Origin of the sequence: Fibrella aquatilis, from assembly GCF_017353255.1 — a bacterium.
Lineage (GTDB): Bacteria > Bacteroidota > Bacteroidia > Cytophagales > Spirosomataceae > Fibrella > Fibrella aquatilis.
On the sequence record NZ_JAFMYU010000007.1, the window covers coordinates 44,910 to 64,930 of the forward strand.

18 protein-coding genes are annotated in these 20,021 nt (G+C 53.3%); 6 read left to right on the top strand and 12 right to left on the bottom strand.

From position 1 onward, the window contains the following. Positions 1 to 351 carry a hypothetical protein gene (locus J2I48_RS10720; protein ID WP_207335442.1) on the top strand — a complete coding sequence of 117 codons (351 nt, stop codon included), beginning with the start codon at positions 1 to 3 and terminating at the stop codon, positions 349 to 351. Positions 352 to 473: 122 nt separating this feature from the next. Here J2I48_RS10720 and J2I48_RS10725 read toward each other — a convergent pair whose 3' ends face one another. From J2I48_RS10725 to J2I48_RS10760, 8 genes are all read right to left on the bottom strand, one after another. After that, positions 474 to 1,616 (bottom strand): cystathionine gamma-synthase, encoded by a 1,143-nt coding sequence (locus J2I48_RS10725; protein WP_207335443.1) that lies wholly within the window; start codon positions 1,614 to 1,616, stop codon positions 474 to 476. An 85-nt stretch (positions 1,617 to 1,701) separates the two neighbouring features. Continuing rightward, a complete protein-coding gene (locus tag J2I48_RS10730; RefSeq protein WP_207335444.1) occupies positions 1,702 to 3,093 on the bottom strand; it encodes a cystathionine beta-synthase in 1,392 nt (463 codons plus the stop codon). 595 nt (positions 3,094 to 3,688) lie between these two features. Beyond that, complete coding sequence (locus J2I48_RS10735; RefSeq protein ID WP_207335445.1) at positions 3,689 to 4,057, bottom strand: VOC family protein; 369 nt, start codon at positions 4,055 to 4,057, stop codon at positions 3,689 to 3,691. A gap of 24 nt (positions 4,058 to 4,081) precedes the next feature. Continuing rightward, on the bottom strand, positions 4,082 to 5,239 hold the full coding sequence (locus tag J2I48_RS10740) for a serine hydrolase domain-containing protein (protein ID WP_207335446.1): 1,158 nt from the start codon (positions 5,237 to 5,239) through the stop codon (positions 4,082 to 4,084). 4 nt (positions 5,240 to 5,243) lie between these two features. Beyond that, positions 5,244 to 5,834, bottom strand: a complete 591-nt coding sequence (locus J2I48_RS10745) for a hypothetical protein (RefSeq protein ID WP_207335447.1) — start codon at positions 5,832 to 5,834, stop codon at positions 5,244 to 5,246. A gap of 70 nt (positions 5,835 to 5,904) precedes the next feature. Beyond that, a complete protein-coding gene (locus J2I48_RS10750; protein ID WP_207335448.1) occupies positions 5,905 to 6,480 on the bottom strand; it encodes a Crp/Fnr family transcriptional regulator in 576 nt (191 codons plus the stop codon). A 114-nt stretch (positions 6,481 to 6,594) separates the two neighbouring features. After that, the gene (locus tag J2I48_RS10755) at positions 6,595 to 8,841 is read right to left on the bottom strand and encodes a B12-binding domain-containing radical SAM protein (RefSeq protein ID WP_207335449.1); all 2,247 of its coding nucleotides are present in this window, start codon (positions 8,839 to 8,841) and stop codon (positions 6,595 to 6,597) included. 105 nt (positions 8,842 to 8,946) lie between these two features. Next, positions 8,947 to 9,516 (bottom strand): superoxide dismutase family protein, encoded by a 570-nt coding sequence (locus tag J2I48_RS10760; RefSeq protein ID WP_207335450.1) that lies wholly within the window; start codon positions 9,514 to 9,516, stop codon positions 8,947 to 8,949. A gap of 150 nt (positions 9,517 to 9,666) precedes the next feature. Here J2I48_RS10760 and J2I48_RS10765 point away from each other — a divergent pair, with 150 nt between their 5' ends. From J2I48_RS10765 to J2I48_RS10780, 4 genes are all read left to right on the top strand, one after another. Next, positions 9,667 to 10,767: a carboxylate-amine ligase gene (locus tag J2I48_RS10765; RefSeq protein ID WP_207335451.1), complete on the top strand. Its 1,101-nt coding sequence runs from the start codon at positions 9,667 to 9,669 to the stop codon at positions 10,765 to 10,767. Positions 10,768 to 10,778: 11 nt separating this feature from the next. Further along, positions 10,779 to 11,609, top strand: a complete 831-nt coding sequence (locus J2I48_RS10770; protein ID WP_207335452.1) for a type 1 glutamine amidotransferase — start codon at positions 10,779 to 10,781, stop codon at positions 11,607 to 11,609. A 7-nt stretch (positions 11,610 to 11,616) separates the two neighbouring features. Then, positions 11,617 to 12,819, top strand: a complete 1,203-nt coding sequence (locus tag J2I48_RS10775) for a hypothetical protein (RefSeq protein ID WP_207335453.1) — start codon at positions 11,617 to 11,619, stop codon at positions 12,817 to 12,819. A gap of 136 nt (positions 12,820 to 12,955) precedes the next feature. Further along, complete coding sequence (locus tag J2I48_RS10780; RefSeq protein ID WP_207335454.1) at positions 12,956 to 14,776, top strand: hypothetical protein; 1,821 nt, start codon at positions 12,956 to 12,958, stop codon at positions 14,774 to 14,776. Here the strand turns inward: J2I48_RS10780 and J2I48_RS10785 are convergent. After that, a complete protein-coding gene (locus tag J2I48_RS10785; RefSeq protein ID WP_207335455.1) occupies positions 14,770 to 15,894 on the bottom strand; it encodes a hypothetical protein in 1,125 nt (374 codons plus the stop codon). The two genes, J2I48_RS10780 and J2I48_RS10785, sit on opposite strands and share 7 nt — an antisense overlap. Positions 15,895 to 15,950: 56 nt before the next feature. Between J2I48_RS10785 and J2I48_RS10790 the strand changes: the two genes are divergently transcribed. Further along, positions 15,951 to 17,156, top strand: coding sequence for an aspartate aminotransferase family protein (locus J2I48_RS10790; RefSeq protein WP_207335456.1), 1,206 nt, complete (start codon positions 15,951 to 15,953; stop codon positions 17,154 to 17,156). A gap of 218 nt (positions 17,157 to 17,374) precedes the next feature. Here J2I48_RS10790 and J2I48_RS10795 read toward each other — a convergent pair whose 3' ends face one another. The 3 genes from J2I48_RS10795 to J2I48_RS10805 form a co-directional block, all read right to left on the bottom strand. After that, positions 17,375 to 17,767, bottom strand: coding sequence for a hypothetical protein (locus J2I48_RS10795; RefSeq protein ID WP_207335457.1), 393 nt, complete (start codon positions 17,765 to 17,767; stop codon positions 17,375 to 17,377). A gap of 268 nt (positions 17,768 to 18,035) precedes the next feature. Beyond that, positions 18,036 to 18,743, bottom strand: coding sequence for a hypothetical protein (locus J2I48_RS10800; protein WP_229376096.1), 708 nt, complete (start codon positions 18,741 to 18,743; stop codon positions 18,036 to 18,038). 10 nt (positions 18,744 to 18,753) lie between these two features. Beyond that, entirely contained in the window at positions 18,754 to 19,938 is a 1,185-nt protein-coding gene (locus J2I48_RS10805) for a THUMP-like domain-containing protein (protein WP_207335458.1), read from the bottom strand. Between the last annotated feature and the right edge of the window lie 83 nt (positions 19,939 to 20,021).

Consider the following 20,021-nt stretch of genomic DNA (forward strand, 5'->3'; position numbering starts at 1 on the left):
ATGAAAACACTACTCTCGGCCGTGGCCATTGTGCTACTGCTCACGCAATGCAGTTCGTTAATGTCGCGCACCACGGTTCCGCCGGGGAAAGAATTTGAATTGGGCAGCAAGAATGGCTTCACGGCAAGGGTGGAAAACGTTGGCACCGTACCGGTCACCGTCAGCGAACGGCAGGCCGACGGCCGCGTAACTCAGCTTGGCCAGTTTAAACCCGGCGACCAGCAACGCTTCGACTTCGCCGCCCAGTCGACGGCGGTGTTTGTCAATGCCACCATTCACCCCGCAGAACTAAAAATCGTGGTTAACAACGGCGATAAAAACCTGACCATGAAGTACGTAGGTAAGAATTAGACGACCCGTTTTACGGGCACAGAAAAGCCGTAGTCCCGTGTGGGACTACGGCTTTTCTGTGCCCGTAAAACGGGTTTTAAGCAGATCTATTTTATGCTTCTCAGGCTACTATTTCAGGATAATTACGCCGCTAAGGCTTGTTCCAGATCGGCAATCAGGTCTTCGGCATCTTCGATGCCCACGCTGAGGCGGATAAGGGTGTCTTTTAGGCCGTTTTTCTCGCGCTCAGCTTTCGGGATGCTGGCGTGGGTCATGCTGGCGGGGTGCGTACACAGCGACTCCACACCGCCCAGCGACTCGCCCAGGGCGAAGAGTTTGATGCTCTCCATCACCTTGATGGCCTCTGGGTACGAGTCGCCGTGGAGTTCAAACGAGAGCATGCCGCCGAAGCCGCGCATCTGCCGTTTGGCGAGTTCATGGCCGGGATGGTTGGGCAGGCCGGGGTAATGTACGTGGCTCACGCGGGGGTGCTGCTGAAGGTATTCGGCCACCTTCTGCGCGTTTTCGCAGTGGCGCTGCATCCTGACGTGCAGGGTTTTAATGCCGCGCAGGGCCAGAAAACAGTCTTGCGGACCGGGCACGGCCCCGCAGGCATTCTGAATAAATTTCAGTTGCGCGGCGGTGTCGTCGTCGTTGCAAATAATCGCACCCATGACCGTGTCTGAGTGGCCGCCGATGTATTTGGTCACCGAATGAATCACGATATCGGCCCCCAGGTCGAGGGGGTTTTGCAGGTAGGGCGACGCAAACGTATTGTCCACCACGAGCATGATGCCCCGTGCCTCCGTGATGGCCGCAATTGCCTGAATATCAACAATGCGCAGCAGTGGGTTGGTCGGCGTTTCGATCCAGACCATCTTGGTAGCGGGCGTAATGGCCGCCTCCAGCCGGGCGGGGTCATCGAGCGAAACAAACTGGAATGTCATCCCAAACGGCTCGTAGACTTTGGTCATGATCCGGTAGGTGCCGCCGTAGAGATCGCTGCTGGCAATGATTTCGTCGCCGGGTTTGAACAGCTTCAGAATGGCGTCGGTAGCGCCCAGCCCGGAGGCGTAGCAGATGCCGTGTCTGCCGTTTTCCAGCGCTGCCAGATTAGCCTGCAATGCATCGCGGGTGGGGTTTTGCGTACGGGCATACTCATACCCCTTATGCACCCCCGGCGACTCCTGCACGTAGGTCGATGTCTGATAAATAGGGGTCATAATGGCCCCCGTAGTCGGGTCGGGGTGTACCCCCGCGTGAATGGCTTTGGTTCCGAATTTCATGGAAATGGGGATAGTAGACGTTGGATATTGGACATTGGACTGATAAGAATAAATCTGATAGCCAATGTCCAACATCCAACGTCCTTTATGCTGTTACCGCCGCTAACAAGTCGGCTTGGGTGATGACGTGAATGTGGTCGTGCTCATCGCGGACGAGCAGGGCTTTGTTGTCGCGGTCAATAAGCGACGAAAGTACGTCGAGGGTATTGTCTAAGCCAACAAATTTGAAGGGTTTGTCCATCACCGTCTCCACAGCCTGATCTTTCACGCTGGGGTCGTCGATGAGGCGGCTCAGGATGGTCGAGTCGGTAAGGCTGCCGACAATGTGGCCGGTGGCGTCGGTGACGGGCATTTGCGAGATGCCCTGCTGGTTGAGCAGTTGAATGGCCTTGCTCACGGTCATGCCTTTTTCTACGGTAGTGAGTGAACTGGCCCCGTTGGTAGCCCGCCCGTTTTGCGACCGCACAATGTCGCGCGCCGTGGCAAACTGCCGCGACTCCAGAAAGCCGTGGTCCTTCATCCAGGTGTCGTTGTAGACCTTGCCGAGGTAGCGCGTGCCGTGGTCGGGGAGCAGGATGATCATGACGTCTTCTTCCTGCAAATGCTCCTTCGCCCACTCCAGCGCCCCGTGCGTAGCCGACCCGCACGACCAGCCCACAAACAGGCCTTCTTCCCGCGCCAGCCGCCGGGTCATAATCGCCGCGTCTTTGTCAGTAACCTTCACAAAGTGGTCTATGAGGCTGAAATCGACGTTTTTGGGCAAAATATCTTCGCCAATGCCCTCGGTTAGGTAGGGGTAAATCTCGCCTTCGTCAAACACGCCTGTCTCTTTGTATTTCTTGAAAACGGAGCCGTACGTGTCGATCCCTACCGAGATAACGCCGGGGTTTTGCTCTTTCAAAAACTTGCTCGTGCCGCAGATGGTGCCGCCCGTTCCCACGCCCGCCGCGAAGTGTGTGATGAGTCCGTCGGTGTCGCGCCAGATTTCAGGACCAGTGGTAGCATAGTGCGCCGCCGTGTTCGACATATTGTCGTACTGATTGGGGTACAGCGAGTTAGGAATCTCGCGGGCCAGCCGCTGAGCCACCGAATAGTAGGAGCGGGGGTCGTCGGGCGTGACGTTAGTGGGACAAACCACCACCTCAGCACCCACCGCCCGCAGGATGTCGATCTTCTCCTGCGACTGCTTGTCGGCCATGGTGAAGATGCACTTGTAGCCCTTGCCGATGGCCGCCAGCGCCAGGCCCATGCCCGTGTTGCCGCTGGTGCCTTCAATGATGGTCCCGCCCGGTTTGATCAGCCCCGCCGCCTCGGCATCGTCGATCATGCGCACTGCAATGCGGTCTTTCACCGAGTTACCCGGATTGAAATATTCGACTTTGGCCAGCACCGTACCGCGGATGCCCTTGGTGACTTTGTTGAGTTTCACCAGCGGCGTGTTGCCAATGGTATCGACAATGGAATTGTAGTAGTTCATGTTGATGAGAGAGGTTGTTTAAACGAGCGGGACCTGGGTAGCCCTGTCCAGCACCTCATTGGTTTGGCAAGGTATCGAAGAAACAGGCACCTCGCCCGTTTCGTTTAACCTGCCAGCTAACTCTCTATCGACGGGACACCCTTTACCGGGCTTATACGTTTTACTTGTCCTGTTGGGTATGCAACGTTTTTAGCTCAAAAAAAACAAGTCCACCTATGGCCACTAGTTCGGCTAAGAAGTAGGTGAGTCCCAAGCTGGTAAGGCTTTCGTGAAAATAGAATAAGAGACTCACTGTCAGGCAACAGTAAAGGGAATTGACCAGAGCAACACTTTTCAGAAAAGGTTGCCAATTGGCTTTTAGGACAAAAAAGCACGTGAATGAATAGAAACAAACTATGGCTGAAACAACAGAGAGGTACATCAGTATTGTTTTAGGTATGCCGACGTATTCATTAAATGTGCTCAAAACCGTGGACAAGAAAAGCGTAGTAATCAACGCACCCAGTGCATCAACTAAGAATATATTTTTTGGAGGTAGTATAAGTTGTTTTTTGGTTTTAATCATAGATTGGCAAGGCTAGGCTTGTAAGCTACCTCATTTGTTGAACGCGCCAATATGCCATAATATGCCCGACGGGTCGTGCAGAAAGCATTCGCTGCCCCATGTTTCGTTACGTATAGGCAGCAGTCTAACACCGTTGTATTTACCTGGCAGGTCAAGGGCTTTTAACACGTTGTAATAGTGCTCAACGTCCTCCACCTCAAGAAACAGCATCGTATTGTCTACCCAGTCTGCCACGTAGGCGTCCTGTAAATAGAAGCCCAACGTATCGGATATCCTAAAGTAAGACATAGTTGCAGAAATGACCGATTCCTGAAAACCTAAATCGGTATAAAAACTCCTTGATACTCCGAAGTCCTTCGCCCCGATAAATGCTCTTATTGATTTTGCCTGGTATTGCATAGCTCTGTAAGTTTTATATTAATTTTAATTGCTCATAATTTTTAGTAAAGCTAACATAAAGTCTTCTCTGGCTTGTGTTCCTTTGTCTGTATTATAGAGTACAACAAGTATACTGCCCTTGGCTTTGTTAATGAACATATCCGAACTATATCCCCCTGTACCACCATTGTGCCAAATAAATGTTTCATTGGGCAAATCCTTATGAATACACTGAAACCAACCGAGCCGACCATTGATCTTTATTCTACCAGCTTCTGTGAATGGTAGAAATGTTACCTGTTGCGTTCTTGTGATTGCATCACCCAAGGGTGTGTTAGGCGGATTCAAATTAGCTAACCCGTACTTAATCATGTCAGACGCCGTCGATTTAATCACACCAGCCCCATTCATAGCGTTAAGCGAATTCCAGTAAGCCACTTCTTTTCCATTACTGTAACCCTTAGACCACCTGCTCATATCTGTTTCGTTCATGTCAGTTTTAGTATCAGTGAGCTGAAGAGGCACTAATAGCTTTTCTTTCAGAACAGTACCATACTCTTTGCCATAATTTATTTCTAAAAGCGTTCCTAGCAGACCCATAGCGCCATTGGAGTACTCCCATGTTGTAAATGGTTTTGATCTCAGTGGCGTATTAAGCAACCAAGTGAACAGCTTATCTCTATCATACTTGGCAAATTCCTCCCCAATATGTCCTGTATAATAGCCGACACCAAAATTATCAGGAAAGTACGAAAGTCCCGATGTATGTGTCATTAAGTGCTTGAAGTTTACTTCGACGCCATCTCTGGCTAGCGTTGGCAGATCAATGGGAAGGTAAGGACGAATTGGGTTATCAATAGTTTGGCCTTTTTCCAACAGCATGTTCATCGCTGTTATGCAGGTAAAGGTTTTAGTGATTGAGCCAATTTCAAAAAAAGTGTTTCTGTCCGGTGCAATTCCATTACCCAGTTTTGATTCGCCGTAACCATAAAAACTGCTTTTCTTATTTTTATATAAGCCGATGGAAACACCGACAGTATTAAGATCAGATTGATATTTTAAGAATGCTCTGTTTACGGCACTATCTGTCGCTGATAATAATGGATTATTACTGATTAGTTTCGGTGAAATTATGATATCTTCTGTTTTGCAGGATGTGATCAAAAACAGGCAAATTAACAGCAGGTATATGGAGTTTTTCATCTTCTTATTTGTTTAAAAATAAACCAAAAGTAAAATTTGGTTTGTACCCACTCAATACACCTGGTTTGTAACTCTTATTTAATTTTATCATTGAAACACCAAAGAAAGGACTAACTGAGTAATTTTTTTTCTTGATTAGTTTATATCCAATATTGATGCCTGCTATCGGTCCGATTTGATGCAAGTAACTTCCTTTGTTTTTTAATACGTTATCTTCGAATTGATAATTATCGTATGCAAGTTTTCTGAGTTGGTAGTTCAACCCCAAAAAAATAGCTGACTCAAACCTTTTTTTCGATATGTACTTGTATTGTAACGAAGTAGAAAACAAAAATTTTGTTTCAATGGTTGGCAACATTATTACGTCTAGTTGAGAAAAAATAGCTAGCTGATGCCTTCTGAATCCTAAAGCAGTCTGCGAATAGGATAAACCCACGATTGGGTACAGCACGAAAGGATTTTCTAACAAAGAAAGCCCTCCCTGTACGCCAAAACTTCGAGAATGAAATTGGGTCTTGTTATCTATTGTGGCCTGGGCGTTGCTTTCGTAGCATAGCACGACCATGAACAAAAAAGAAGTTAGCCATGTAGTCATCGTATCTCTTCTTTACCTTGAGATACAAATGTGCTGAGCGTTATTGAAGTCATTTTTGACCTAAGTCAATTCAGGCTATCTTTTTTCTTATTCTACTTAATCTCTCTTTTGTAATACCAAGGTAAGAGGCAATAAAATGTAACGGTATTTTTTTTATTTCTTCTGGTTGAGTTGCTTTTAAGTGTATGTATCGTTCTTCAGCTGTCATACTCCTGTTCTCATGAAGTCGGTTTTCCAATAGCTCTATGTAGCCTGCTAATAATAAATAGACCCCCTTCTGAAAATCAATATTGTTGCGTGTAACGTTCCAAAAATCTTGCCTGTCGATCACTAAAATTGTTGCGTTAGTGATAGCTTCAATAGTTTCAGTAGCAGGTAAGCCATAGTAAAATGAGAATGGCGAGGTATCGAAATCACCTCTAAAAGAAAAACCTGTGGTATATTCTACATCATTTGTTTCTCTGTATGTTCTGAAAACGCCATCCTGAACAAGGAACAGTTTGCTACACAACTCGTTTTTTTCTACTATAAAAGTGCCTTTGCTAACATTTTTCTGTCGTCCATAGGGTAAAAGAGCTGCAAATGAGCTTTCTATTTTTTCGCTAAAAGCTGTCGTGATATCTATCTGGTGCTTCGGACTAACCATTTGTCGTATTGCCCTGGCTGTTAGCTTGTTTTGATATACCCTTACCGTTGATTATGTGCTTGCAAGCTAATTAGCTTCCTACTACTTACCAAGTAGTTGCTGACCGCTTACTAACTACACCACCAATAACCCCGCTTCGCGGCAGTCAGACCAGGTTTCGGAGGCTAGGAATTCGGTGAAGAGGCCGAGGTTGGCTTGCTCGAAGTCGGTGCGGAACTGGGCAAAGGTGAGGGGGGCGGGGGCTTGCGTGCTGAGTTTGGGCCACATCGTCACAAGCCATTCACCTAGCCCAACGGGCATATCGACAACTAGGTCATCCTGTCGGCGGGCCAGGAGTAGCTCAGCTTGTTGCGTTTTGCGCTTGCCGTATCCCTGCGTAACTAGTTCTATATCAGGTTTCCGGCCTGGCCAGACTACCAGGGCGTTGCTGCGCGGGGCCTTGTCGTCGGGTTCAGAAACGGCGCGTTCAATGAAGCGCTTCGGAATGGTGGTGGCGGGGATGGTGAAGTCAAACCAGCTGTTGAGCGGGAAATCCAGCCCTACGCCGTGCATGAAATTGAACAGCGACTTGCGCAGACCTTCGGCAAAGAGGTCATGGTTGGCTCCCTGCGGGTCGTGGTGGTCGAGGTCATTATTGGCAAAGGGACCAAGGCCATCTACGGCCCCAACGGGGTCGATGCGGGTAACGTCGAAGAGGGCGGGGTGGAGGCCAACGGGGCTGTGGGCGGTCATGGCAAAGCGGTGCCAAAAGCCCGATTGCACCACGCCAGCGGCGAAAAGCTGCCGCACCATCTCCAGCGAATCAATCGTTTCCTGAGTGGTCTGCGTCGGAAAACCGTACATCAAATAGGCGTGTACCATGATGTCCGCCGCCGTGAAATGCTCAGCCACGCGGGCCACCTGCGCCACTGTCACGCCCTTTTTCATCTTCTCCAGCAGCCGGTCCGAAGCCACCTCCAGCCCACCCGATACGGCAATGCAACCCGACAATTTCAGCAGCTGACACAGATCGGCTGTAAAGGCCGATTCGAACCGGATATTGGTCCACCAGACCACCGTGAGGCGGCGGCGCAGGATCTCCAGCGCCAGATCGCGCATGAGGGCGGGCGGGGCGGCTTCGTCCACGAAATGAAAGCCGTTCTGCCCCGTTTCGGCAATTAGGACTTCGATGCGGTCGCAGAGGAGGTTGGCCGTAACGGGTTCATACCGAGCGATATAGTCGAGCGAGATGTCGCAGAACGAGCACTTGCCCCAATAGCAGCCGTGGGCCAGGGTGAGCTTGTTCCAGCGGCCGTCGCTCCAGAGCCGGTGCATGGGGTTGGTTACTTCAATTACCGACAGGTAGTCGCCCAGGGGTAGGTCGGCGTAGCTGGGCGTGCCTACGTCGCGCTGCGCCACATCCTTTTCAATGGCTCCGTTGCCGAAGATCACGCGACCCTCAGCGTTGCGGTAGAACGTACGTTTGAGCTGGCCGATGGGCCGGTCGCCGTGGAGGTATTCGAGCAGGGAGCGGAGGGGGGCTTCGCCGTCGTCGAGGCTAACGAAATCGAGGAAATCGAACAGGCGGGGTTCGGCCAGGGTGCGGAGTTCGGTGTTGGGGTAGCCGCCGCCCATAACCACCCGTACGCCGGGGTAATGGGTTTTGATGTACTGCCCACACAGCAACGCACCAAACAGATTACCCGGAAACGGCACCGACAAACATACCAAATCGGGCGGTAATCCATCGGGATTACAGGTCGCCATTTTCTGATCCAGCAACTGGAGCAGCAGCTTACCAATCAACGTCTTGGGCTGGTGAAGGGCTTGGTACAGTTCATCGAAATGGGCAGCAGAACGGCCCAGACGTTCGGCGTAGCGACTAAAGCCAAAGTGCGGGTCGATCGCCTCCACAATCAGGTCGCTGAGGTCTTCGAGGTAGAGCGTGGCCAGGTGGCGGGCTTTGTCCTGCAAGCCCATCGTGCCAAAAGCCCACTCCAGGTCGTCGAGTTCGGCAAAGCGGTTTGCTTCGGGCAGGTAGCTCCGCGTGGCAATGGCGTGGGCCAAGGTGGGGTTTTTATGCTGCAAAAACCGGATTGTCGGGCCAATGGTCGCCAGGTAGTCTTCGCGCAGACGAACCATGCGTAAACTATTATCAGACAGCACCGTACCGCCCAAAACAGCCTTGTCTACTTCCTCAAAAAGCGCCGAAAGCCCGGCCACCGAAAAAAGGGCCAGAATGGTTTCGATACCCAGATCGGCCTGCCGCACCTGGAGCCCACCACCCGGCCAGGGCAACGTTTTCAGATACCCCACCAAATACGCCGTAGCCGGGTAGGGGGTATTCAACTGCGTAAACGGCGGCGTGAGGAGGAGGATCATTTAATGAATAATGTATAATGAACAATGTACAATGAGCTTATGCTAGAGCATTTACGCTGGCGTACACCCATTGTACATTGTTCATTATACATTGTTCATTAAAAATCAATTCCTCGTCAGTACGCCTGCGGCGATGCGGCCGCCACTGTTGCCGGAGGGGTCAGTTAGCTGGTCGTCGGCGTTGGCGTGGATGATGATGGCCGTGCCGTCGGTGTCGAAGACCGATTTGGTGCCCGTGCCTAGCGTGATACGGTCGGTGGCGGTGGTCAGGCTACCCACGCCCTGCGCGTTTACCACCAGGTTGGGCAGGTCGCCGTTGTGCGCGCCGGTGGGGCTTTGCAGGCCGTGTTTTTTATTGTCGGGGTTAAAATGCTCACCTGCCGACATGAATTTGGTGCTTGGTTCGGCTTTGCCCACCATATGGAAGTGAATACCGTGCTGCCCGGCCTTCAAGCCCGTCACGCTCACCACCATGGTGACCAGTCCGGGGGTTTCTTCGGTAAAGGTGGCCGTGCCAATAGCCTTGCCGGTGGTGTCTATCAGGCTCGTTGTGGCCTTGATAGTCGACGTTACGGTAGTCGTATCGTTACTAGTACAACTGGCTAATAAGCCAATTATGGCCAGCGCCAGCAGCGCGACAAACCGGAGCAGGTTTACGTTGATGTCCCGTTTCATAAGCGTTATGTTGTTCATACGCTGATAACGGAACGAACGAGGTCAGTGTTAGTAAAATCTATAGAATTAGTAGTTAAATAATCGAAAAACGCCCTTACCGTTGGCCCGTTTGTCCGAATGCCTTAACTTTCTAGCCCAACCCCAGCTCTCATGCGTGAATTCACCCTTGGTATTGAAGAAGAGTTTCAAACGATTGACCCCGTAACCCGCGAACTACGGTCGCACATGTCGAAGCTCGTCGATGGCGGGCAAATTGTGCTTCAGGAGCGCGTAAAGGCCGAAATGCACCAAGCCGTGGTGGAAGTGGGAACCAACATTTGCCATAATATTCATGAAGCCCGCCAGGAAGTGACCTTTCTGCGGCGCGAGATTATGGAGATGGCCGACAAGCAAAACCTGCTGATCGCTTCGGCGGGGACGCACCCGTTCTCCGACTGGCAGGCGCAGCTCATCACGCCCAACGAACGCTACGACCGGCTCATCGAAGAGATGCGCGACGTGGCACGGTCGAACCTGATTTTCGGGATGCACGTGCACGTGGGCATCGCCAGCCGCAACGAGGGCATCAAGATCATGAACGCCGTGCGCTACTTTTTGCCCCACATCTATGCCCTCTCGACCAACTCGCCATTCTGGTGCGGGCGCAACACGGGCTTCAAGTCGTACCGGTCGAAGGTGTTCGATAAGTTTCCGCGCACGGGCATTCCCGATTATTTCAGCAGCGCCACCGAATACGACGAATACATTGCCCTGCTGGTAAAGACGGGCTGTATTGACAACGGCAAAAAAATCTGGTGGGACATCCGCCTGCACCCTTTCTTCGACACCATCGAGTTCCGCATATGCGACGTACCCATGCGTGTTGACGAGACCATCTGCCTGGCGGCGATTATGCAGGCGCTGGTGGCCAAGATCTATAAGCTACAGCATCAGAACCTCAATTTTCAGCCCTACCGTCGGGTGCTCATCGCCGAAAACAAGTGGCGGGCGGCGCGCTACGGCATCGAAGGCAAGCTCATCGACTTTGGCAAACAGGAAGAAGTGCCCACCCACGATCTGATCATGGAACTCCTCGATTTTATCGATGACGTGGTCGACGACCTGGGCAGCCGCCATGAGTGTCAGTACGTTGAGCAGATCCTGAAAAACGGCACCGGTGCCGACCGGCAGCTGGCGGTTTTCAACGAAACCCACGACCTCAAAGCCGTGGTCGATTACATCGTGCAGGAAACTTCGTTCGGCGTGAGGTAGTTAGGGAAGGAATGAGAATTGCAATCCTAGATATGTACAACAACGTGGCCAATGAGGGCATGCGTTGTATTCAGCAGGCGATCAGGCTGGTGGAAACGACCGATGGCGAGCCGCTGCCGTTTACGGTCTATAATGTCCGTGCCGAAAACGCCGTGCCCGACTTGTCGTATGATACCTATATATCCACAGGTGGGCCGGGGGTGCCGTTGCCGTTGGGTGAACCCTGGGAGCAGCCTTATTTCGATTTTATCGACGCGCTACTAGCCTATAACGCCCAAAACGAGGTGAAAAAGCCACTTTTTCTGATTTGCCACTCGTTTCAACTCGTGGCCGGGCACCTGGGGCTGGGTAAGGTCAGCAAGCGCAGGTCGACCTCGTTTGGTATTTTTCCGATGCACAAAACCGCCGACGGTGCGCATGATCCGCTGCTGTCGGCGTTGCCCGAACCGTTCTACGCCGTCGACTCGCGCGATTATCAGTTGACCCAGCCAGATGAAGCCCGCTTTGCCGAACTGGGTGCCAAACTGCTCTGTCTGGAGAAAATCAGGCCCCACGTACCCCTCGACCGGGCCATTATGGCCATCCGGTTTACGCCTGAAGTCTTCGGTACGCAGTTTCACCCCGAAGCCGACGACGAAGGGATGCTCCGCTACTTTTTGCTCGACGAAAAACGGCAGCAGATCACGTTGGTCTACGGTGAGGACAAGTACAACGAAATGGTTGGTTCGCTCCAGGACCCCGACAAGATTGCCCTGACCGAAGCCGTTATCATTCCCGGTTTTCTGCGGGCAGCTATAAGAAACAAACCTGCAAGGTCGAAGGAGACCTTACAGGTTTATTGAGCAGGTTATGATCTCATCCATCCGTGCGGCGTATAACGCGGCCTTTACGCCCGAACGGTACGCGGCGTTTTTAGCGAAAATAGATGCTGACTACCCCGGTCAACTCGATTTCCGGGTGGCCGAAACGCCCGTGTTCGTACCGAAGTTGCTGACCGATAAGCTGCTCTCGGCCTGCGACGATATTGTGGCCACCATTACCCGGCCCGATTATAAAGCGCTGACCATGGCCGCCATTCCGCCGCATCAGCGTGTGCCCAACGAAACACCCCACACCACGTTTCTGGCCGTTGATTTCGCCGTGTGCCAGAATGAACAGTCGGGTGAGCTAGAGCCGCAACTAATTGAACTGCAAGGTTTTCCGTCGCTATATGGTTTTCAGGCCTACTTGTCAGAGACGTACCGGGCTAACTTTCCCGTGTCCGATTCGGTCAGCCATTTGTTTGGCGTAGACACCAACGCCAACTACATAGCCCGCCTCCGCAACCTGATTTTGGGCGATTGCCAACCGGAGGAAGTGATCCTATTGGAGATTTTCCCCGAAAAACAAAAAACCCGTGTCGACTTCGCCCTTACGAAAGCCTACGTGGGTATAGACGCCGTTTGCCTGACCAAGATCAGAAAGGAGGGACGAGCGTTGTATTACGAAAAAGACGGGCGGCAGATTCGAATCAAGCGCATCTATAACCGGCTCATTTTCGACGAGTTAGAAGCCCTGCCTGACCTAAAAACGGATTTTCAGCTTACCGACGACGTCGACGTAACCTGGGTGGGGCACCCGAACTGGTTTTTCCGCATCAGCAAATACACGCTGCCTTTCCTGAACAGTCCCTACGTACCCAAGAGCTATTTTCTGAGCGACCTGACCGAGCTACCCGTCGACCTGGACAACTATGTGCTCAAGCCCCTGTTCTCGTTTGCGGGCAGTGGCGTGCTAATTCACGTCACCCCCGCCGACATCGCGGCTATCCCCGCCGCCGAACGCGGCAACTACCTCCTGCAACGCAAGGTGCGCTATGAACCCGTGGTCACTACCCCGAATGGCAGTGGCGTGAAATGCGAAATCAGGCTGTTGTTTATCTGGCCCGACAGCGACGACAAACCTCAGCTTATCACCAACCTGGCCCGGCTCAGCCGGGGCGAGATGATCGGGGTTCGCTTCAATAAGGACTTCGACTGGGTGGGGGGCACGATTGCCTTTTTCGAGCAATAAATAGGCATAAAACAGGCCCCGTCGCGCTAAAAAGTGCGTTTAATAAAATCTATAGGAATGATAGTCTAATATACTGCCGGTGTCGTTGGTCGCACGTAACTTTATACGTATTGGCCTCAAAAAATGACACGACGGTATGTTTATTTGGTTCTATTATCTGGCTTCGGTGCTGTGGTTTGGCGGGTTAATCTGGTTGTGCCAACCGGCTCAGCTAACCCGGCCAGCCACGGCCCGGTCAGTGATCTGGCGTGATGGTTTTTTCATTGGGCTTGCGTTATTACTGCTCACGTTTTTGCGGCTGCCCAGCCTGTTTTATAACCAGGAACTGAACCCCGACGAAAGTCAGCTACTTACTCAGGCCCTCACGCTGCTGCGCGACCCGGTCTATGGCCGGTCGGTAGATGGTACCTCTATCGGTCCTGTTAACAGTTACCTGCTGCTACTGCCTCACCTTGCGGGATTGCCCATCGACTACATTGCCGCCCGGCTAATGGGTTTGCTGCTGATTAGCGGGGCTATTTTTCTGTTTTTTCGGAGTTTGTTGCGGCTAGTGTCGCCGGTTGTTAGCCGCCTGACGCTCTTGCCCGTACTGGTGTTTTTTGGCTGGACCTCCCACGCCGACTTCCTCCATTTCAGCAGTGAACTATCGTCGCTGGTAATTATCACAGCTTGTTTTTTGCTGACAGTCAGGGTGTTGCAGACGCCTGTTCCGTCGCTGGTTGGTTTGCTGGGGCTAGGTCTGGTGGCTGGGCTAACGCCCTATTGCAAGTTGCAGGCCTTGCCTGTGGTGGGCATGATGCTCATTACACTCACGGTCTGGCTATGCTGGCGATACAGGGCCGGAGCCGTTCGGTGGCTGGCAGCGGCCGGGGTTGGTTTCTTACTGCCAACGGGACTGGTTTTTGGCCTGGCCTGCTGGTTTGGCGTAGACCGCTATTTTGTGGATTACTACTTCGTGGGCAACCTCAGCACCTATACGCAGATATACGCCAACGTACCGCTGGTGCAGCAGGGGTTTATGGCCAAGTTGTGGCACTTTCCCTTTTTTCTGGCGCAATACACTGATTTTCTCCTGTTTATCCTGATTAACTGCCTGCTTGTACTGGTGCTGGGGCTGCTTGCTTTTAGGCGAAATAGACCCCGGCCGTTTGGGCTGAACTTCATGTCTCTGCTGGTGGGGCTTACGGCGGCGGGGGCCTTGTGGGCCACCATCACGCCCGGTACCGAATTCGGGCATCACCTGCTGTTGCTGGTGTTTCCGCTGGGGTGGGTTATGGCCCTGGGGCTTCAGGTTGTTGCGCAACAACAACCCGGTTCGCAGATGCCGTTTCGGTTGGCCGGATTGGTAGGGGCGTTGCTGCTGGTGGATATGCTGCTCACCGATCCGCTGTCGGTAAGTTACGGCAGCCACCTGGCCCGGACCATCCGGCATAGACCCGAAACAACCGCCGACATGGAACTCAGGCAGCAGCCTGTTACCTGGCTACTGGCTCGTAACAGGCCGCTGGTTTCGTTTCCGCAACAGACGCAACTGCACCAATCGCCCGTGTCGCGGGTGGTTGATACCTACGCGATTCCGTCTGACAGGATGGCCGTCTGGGGCTGGAATTGCCAATATTACGTAGAAACGCAACTGGCGCAGGGTATCAGCGAAAACCACAGCCAGCGGAGCGCCATGCCCAACAGGATGCAACAACAATACCTGAACCGGTATGCTCGCGAACTGCGCCAAAACCGCCCGGTAGTATTTCTCGACGCCGTAGGCAACGCCAGCCTACTGCTTACCAAGCCGCAGTACCGCCACGAGCATTTCGACGCTGTTAACCAGGTTATTCAGCAGCAGTATCGGTTGGTAACCACCGTCGACGACGTACGAATCTACGTGCGCCAAGATCGCCTTTCGGTACGCAAATCATTGACAATCAATGCAATACATATAGTCAAATCGGCTTACTGACCCACGCGAACCTGGTAGCTTAGCCACGGTAGTGGAACAAACTGCGCTGAATTGCCGAAGTACCCGGGCGTAATAAACACATTGCCCGACAGATCGAACGAGTGGCGGCGGCGGTCGAACCGGACCCCACCGGCTAGTTTGATAGTTGAATCGCCGTAATTGTTCACGATAAATTGGTTTTCGCTGATGAAGGTGAGCATGGGATTGACCTTCCGCACGAAGCCGACGGTCACTAGCTGCCCGGTTGAGCCTCGTTGGCCACTAAAACCCAGCCCGATGGTGACGTTCTTCTGACTGGTGCCCAGTGATAAAATGCCCTGAACGAAATTGGTATTGAACGTACTGCGGTAGATGAAGTTAGTTGACCCGTAGAAAAGCTGACCCTGCACCGCAATGCGAGCACGTTCGCCCAGGGGTACCGATAGTTTGGTAGTCAGCCAGCCAAACGAGGTGATAGGAAACAGGAAAGCCCCCGCGCTTATGCTCCAGTTGTCGGTCACGCCCACGTCAAACTGACTGAAGTAGAGCATACTATTGCGATAATAAACCCGCCCCCGTTCGGCCTGGTAGGCGGTGGGCATGAAGTTGAGATATTGCGGAAACACGTTGGGGTACTCACCTTCTACCGGCTGCCGTCTGTTGGCCATATTGCCCGCCAAATAGCTCCGTTCCATGCGCAGCACGCGGTCGGCGGGGACGTAGACGGTGCCGATGGTGTTGGTTTTAATTACCACCCGGCTGCTGTCCTGACTAAGCACCTGCCCGCTCAGCACCGTGCCGTCAGAGAGTGAGATAACGTACTGGTTGGGTGCCACCGTGGTTTGCCCTGGCCCCGAAACCGTTTGCTGGGTGTAATAGGTGAGGTCGGCGGCTGGTACAGGGGCCGTGCTGCTTATGGAGCCAAACAGCGCCCGCTCTACGTAGGTGACCGGCCCTACGCGGGGTTTCACCACATACATGACGCTGTCGCTGCGGACAATGCGCCCGTGAATGTGCGACCCGTCTTTCAGCAGGATATAATACGACCGGCCGTTGGTGGTATCGACGGGTAAAACTTGTGCATACGTAGCCGCAGAAAAGCCCGCCAGCAGCAGGGTAACCAGGAGAACTGTTTTCATGGAATGGGGCGTTAGGACAGTGAACAGTGAGCAACCTACAACGATCATAACAAATAGTGACACATCGGCAGCTTTTCTTTCAGCATATTGCCCAGACCACTGATTTCCCGCTGGCGTTGGAAATTGACCGCGCCGAGGGCGTTTATTTATACGACAAAGACGGTCAGCCCTATATAGACCTTATTTCGGGGATTGGGGTGAGTAACGTAGGACACCGGCACCCGGCCGTGTTGAGCGCCATTCAGGCGCAACTCGACAAGTATTTGCATCTGATGGTCTACGGCGAATATGTGCAGGGTACGCAGGCCGAACTGGCACGGGCGCTGGTGGAGACCATCAACGCCGAAACAGCTTACGGGGCCATCGACAATGTGTATTTCACCAACTCGGGTGCCGAGGCTATTGAGGGGGCCATGAAGGTAGCCAAGCGGTTCACGGGCCGAAGCGAATTGATTGCCTGCTACAACGCCTACCACGGTTCTACGCAGGGTGCTCTTTCGCTCAGCGGCGACGAGAATTTCAAGCGCAACTACCGCCCGCTACTGCCCGACATCCGGCATATTCAGCACGGCAGCTGGGCCGACCTGGCGCAGATTACGTCCCGCACGGCGGCGGTGATTATGGAAGTGGTGCAGGGTGAGGCGGGCGTTCGCGTGCCCGACCCGGCCTATTTGCAGGCGGTCCGGGCGCGGTGTACGGCCGTGGGGGCGCTACTCATTTTCGACGAAATACAGACTGGTTTTGGTCGCACGGGTACGTTCTGGGCGTTCCAGGGCGTAGCGGTTATGCCCGACGTGCTGGTGAGTGCCAAGGGCATGGGGGGCGGTATGCCCATCGGTGCGTTTATGGCCCCTGCGGCGGTGATGAACGTGATCAAGAACAACCCCATGCTGGGCCACATTACCACGTTTGGCGGCCACCCCGTTTCGTGCGCGGCTTCGCTGGCCACGCTCCGGGTAATCGAAGACCAGAAACTCTACGCCGACGCCGAGCGTAAGGGGCAGCTGATGCGGTCGTTGCTAACGCACCCGGCTATACGTGCTATTCGGGGAAAGGGATTGATGATGGCCGTGGAATTCGATTCGTTCGAGGTGCTCAAACCTATCATCGACCGGGCCATCGTGCCGGGCCTAGTGCGGCCTGGCATTATCACCGATTGGTTTTTATTCTGCAACAACTCCATGCGCCTGGCCCCCCCCCTCACCATCACCGACGACGAAATCCGGCTGGCGTGTGGGCGAATAAAGGAGTCAATAGAATAGTCATAAGTGGTGCAGGGGTCGTATGTCGTAAGTGGCTGACGCAAGCATATTGCTGACGCCCGGCTCCTCGACTGCGCTCGGAGTGACAGGCTACTATAACAGTTTTCCTGAGTTGAATCAAGGTGGTTGTCACTCCGAGCGCAGTCGAGGAGCCGGGCGTCAGCAATATGCTTGCGTCAGCCACTTACGACGTACGACCCCTTCACTACTTACGACTGCTAATGCACATACGGCGTAATGAAGGCGTAGAACTGCTGACGGACGGTGATAAACTGTTGTTCCAGCATCTGGTAGCCACTACGCATCCGGCGGTGCTGGTCGTCGATATCCATACGGCGCTGCCAGTTAGGCATGCCGTTTTCGGTGGCCCGCTGTTCGGCTTCAATCAACTCCGATAGCTGCGCCATCTGCGAGCGCAACCCCACAAACCACTGCCGAAACGACCCCGACCGGTTCACCAGCTCATAATCGGCGGTGCTGTTGCAGACGCGGCTGAGTAACGATTCAAAGTACGATTCCTGGTCGGTATACATTGCCAGGGAACGTAGCCATTGCTGATGCTCCTGCTGATAGAGCATAAACCGGTCTGTTGAGGGGAGATTGGCTAACATGAGGAAGAGAGGAAGATACCCGTTGGATGCTCCGACTAACTAAGCAGTACTTAATTAACGGTAGAGTAAAAATAGCAACTTCCAGCAAAAACCTAGCTAATCAACAGATTATGTTAGTATTAATTATTTAACGGGCAGAATTGAAAGAGTGAATGGCGAAAGAGTGAAAGAGTGTGGTCCGGCACTCCGGCTGTTTTAGCTTACATATGTCGAAGCAGCCGGAGTGCCGGACCACTCTCTCACTCTTTCGCCATTTACTCTTTCACCGCTATTGCTTCTTCGTCTTCACCGTTTCGACGTTCTTTTTCTTGTTGTCTACTTCGGTGAGGGCGGTGGCTTGCTCGGTTTTGTTGGTCTCTACGTCTTTGGTAAGCTGCTCCAGTTCTTTGGCGTTTTCGTCGATTTTACGCAGCAGGCGCTCTTTTTCCTTTTTATTGTTTTCGATGTCGCGCACCAGCCGTTCGCCGTTTTTCACCGATTTCTGGTGGGCTTTCTGGGCTTCGTTGAAGCCGTCTTCGGCCACACGCACTTCGTCGTTATAGACTGTTTTGGTGGCAAAATCGGTCAGCCATTTGCTGGCGGCGTCGTAGTTGCCGTTGCCGGGGGCCACATAATTACCTCCCCCCATATCGAACGCGGCGAAAATGGTGGTCGATTTTTTGTTGCCTTTCACCTGCGAGGTAAAATTCACCGGTTCGGCTGAGATGTCGCGCATGTCGGCGGTGGTGATGCGGTAAACACTGCGCGACGAGGAAATTTTTCCGTATGGCTTGATGTAGTCTTCCCATTCTTTTTCCACCTGCCGGTCGCTGATGGGTAGGGTCAGGAAAATGCCTTTGTAAGTTACTTTGTCAATGACCTGATCGCCTGTATAAACAGTTTGGGCAACGGTGCTTAGTGTGGTCAGCAGGAAAAGGGCGGCGCTGAGCAGCCCGGTACGCATTGTCATCATCATGGCTTTGTAGGTTCGGTACATGGTTTACAAGTTAGACCTTCTCCGTAACAAGTAGCCGTTTGGCGTTGTTCGCGAAGGTGGTGGCAAAAATGTAAGTATTTCCACCCTCGCGCAAGGCCAATTTCTGGCGAAGCTGCGCCACTGTTTCGGGAAAATTACGAACGGTCAGGTTGGCCTGTTGGTCGGGCAGTAGCTTACGCAGTTCGGCGCGGTCAGGCTTGCAGGTGGCCACCACTTGGAAGGTTCGTCCCGGAAACCCGTCCACAAGTGTCCCACTCGTGTAGAGATGGCTGTGCGGAGCCAGCTTGGCCAGGCCAAACCGCTGCCCTATCAACCGGAACGCGCCCGTTTTCAGCACCGCCGCGTTGGGTTCGTAGAGGTAGGTTTGCGGGTCGGCCAGCATTACCGGTGCGGCAGCTTCTTCACCGCGAAAAAACGTAAACAACTGATGGTCAGCCATGTTACTGCGCAGGTTGACCGCGTTCATCAGCACGTTGGCGGGGTCTGTGGGGGTCTGTCCCAGCACAAAAAGTGTTTCTTTCACCTCGCCCTGCACGGCCACCACATGCACCGCCTGGGTGGTGGGCAGCAGCCGAAGCGTGGCCTCGATGTCGAGCAGGGGCGCGGTTTTCAATAAGATCTGGTTGGCTTTAGCCAGCAGCAACGGCAGGTTGTCGAGCACATCAGGCTCACAATCGGCGAGTTGCACCACGCGGCCACCCCGGTCGTCGCGGCGGGCGGGGTCCAGGTAAGCCCAGTCGGCGGGGGTGGGGAGGCAGGCCAGCTGTTCGAGGCCATCGCCAGAGATAAAATCCACATTTGAGTGCCCCAGTGCGCGCAGGTTGTGGGCTGTAAGTTGCGCCAACTGGGCGTTGCGCTCTACGTAAATGACCCGGCCCACACGCCCTGCAAACGCCGCTGCATCGACGCCCATACCGCCCGTGAGGTCAATCAGCAAACTCCCCGACACCAGCGACGCCTTATACGCCGCCGTCTGTTCCGACGAAGCCTGTTCCACTGAAAGGGCCGCCGGAAACACCAAATCGGGGTTGGCATACCAGCGGGGCAGTTTTTCGCGAGCTTTTTGGCGTGCCTGAATCTGTTCGGCCACCAGCCGGTAATTCAGTGCCGGTTTGGCCGGTGGGTTCAGCAGCAACGCCCGCACGTCGGCCGTGAGGTGCGCCAGGATGTAAGCTTGTTCAGCGGAGGGGAGCAAGGAGTGAAAGAGTGAAATGGTGAAAGAGCGAAAGTTGCTGCCGCAAACGTACTCTGGCGGCAGCAACTTTCACTCATTCGCTT

Bases quoted from the DNA above. Each gene is read 5' to 3' on its own strand.
- J2I48_RS10720 (WP_207335442.1), top strand. From the start codon at position 1: ATGAAAACACTACTCTCGGCCGTGGCCATTGTGCTACTGCTCACGCAA.
- J2I48_RS10735 (WP_207335445.1), bottom strand. From the start codon at position 4,057: ATGCAATACCAGGCAAAATCAATAAGAGCATTTATCGGGGCGAAGGAC.
- J2I48_RS10775 (WP_207335453.1), top strand. From the start codon at position 11,617: ATGATCTCATCCATCCGTGCGGCGTATAACGCGGCCTTTACGCCCGAA.
- J2I48_RS10770 (WP_207335452.1), top strand. From the start codon at position 10,779: ATGAGAATTGCAATCCTAGATATGTACAACAACGTGGCCAATGAGGGC.
- J2I48_RS10760 (WP_207335450.1), bottom strand. From the start codon at position 9,516: ATGAAACGGGACATCAACGTAAACCTGCTCCGGTTTGTCGCGCTGCTG.
- J2I48_RS10750 (WP_207335448.1), bottom strand. From the start codon at position 6,480: ATGGTTAGTCCGAAGCACCAGATAGATATCACGACAGCTTTTAGCGAA.
- J2I48_RS10745 (WP_207335447.1), bottom strand. From the start codon at position 5,834: ATGACTACATGGCTAACTTCTTTTTTGTTCATGGTCGTGCTATGCTAC.
- J2I48_RS10755 (WP_207335449.1), bottom strand. From the start codon at position 8,841: ATGATCCTCCTCCTCACGCCGCCGTTTACGCAGTTGAATACCCCCTAC.
- J2I48_RS10765 (WP_207335451.1), top strand. From the start codon at position 9,667: ATGCGTGAATTCACCCTTGGTATTGAAGAAGAGTTTCAAACGATTGAC.
- J2I48_RS10730 (WP_207335444.1), bottom strand. From the start codon at position 3,093: ATGAACTACTACAATTCCATTGTCGATACCATTGGCAACACGCCGCTG.
- J2I48_RS10800 (WP_229376096.1), bottom strand. From the start codon at position 18,743: ATGTACCGAACCTACAAAGCCATGATGATGACAATGCGTACCGGGCTG.
- J2I48_RS10785 (WP_207335455.1), bottom strand. From the start codon at position 15,894: ATGAAAACAGTTCTCCTGGTTACCCTGCTGCTGGCGGGCTTTTCTGCG.
- J2I48_RS10725 (WP_207335443.1), bottom strand. From the start codon at position 1,616: ATGAAATTCGGAACCAAAGCCATTCACGCGGGGGTACACCCCGACCCG.
- J2I48_RS10795 (WP_207335457.1), bottom strand. From the start codon at position 17,767: ATGTTAGCCAATCTCCCCTCAACAGACCGGTTTATGCTCTATCAGCAG.
- J2I48_RS10780 (WP_207335454.1), top strand. From the start codon at position 12,956: ATGTTTATTTGGTTCTATTATCTGGCTTCGGTGCTGTGGTTTGGCGGG.
- J2I48_RS10740 (WP_207335446.1), bottom strand. From the start codon at position 5,239: ATGAAAAACTCCATATACCTGCTGTTAATTTGCCTGTTTTTGATCACA.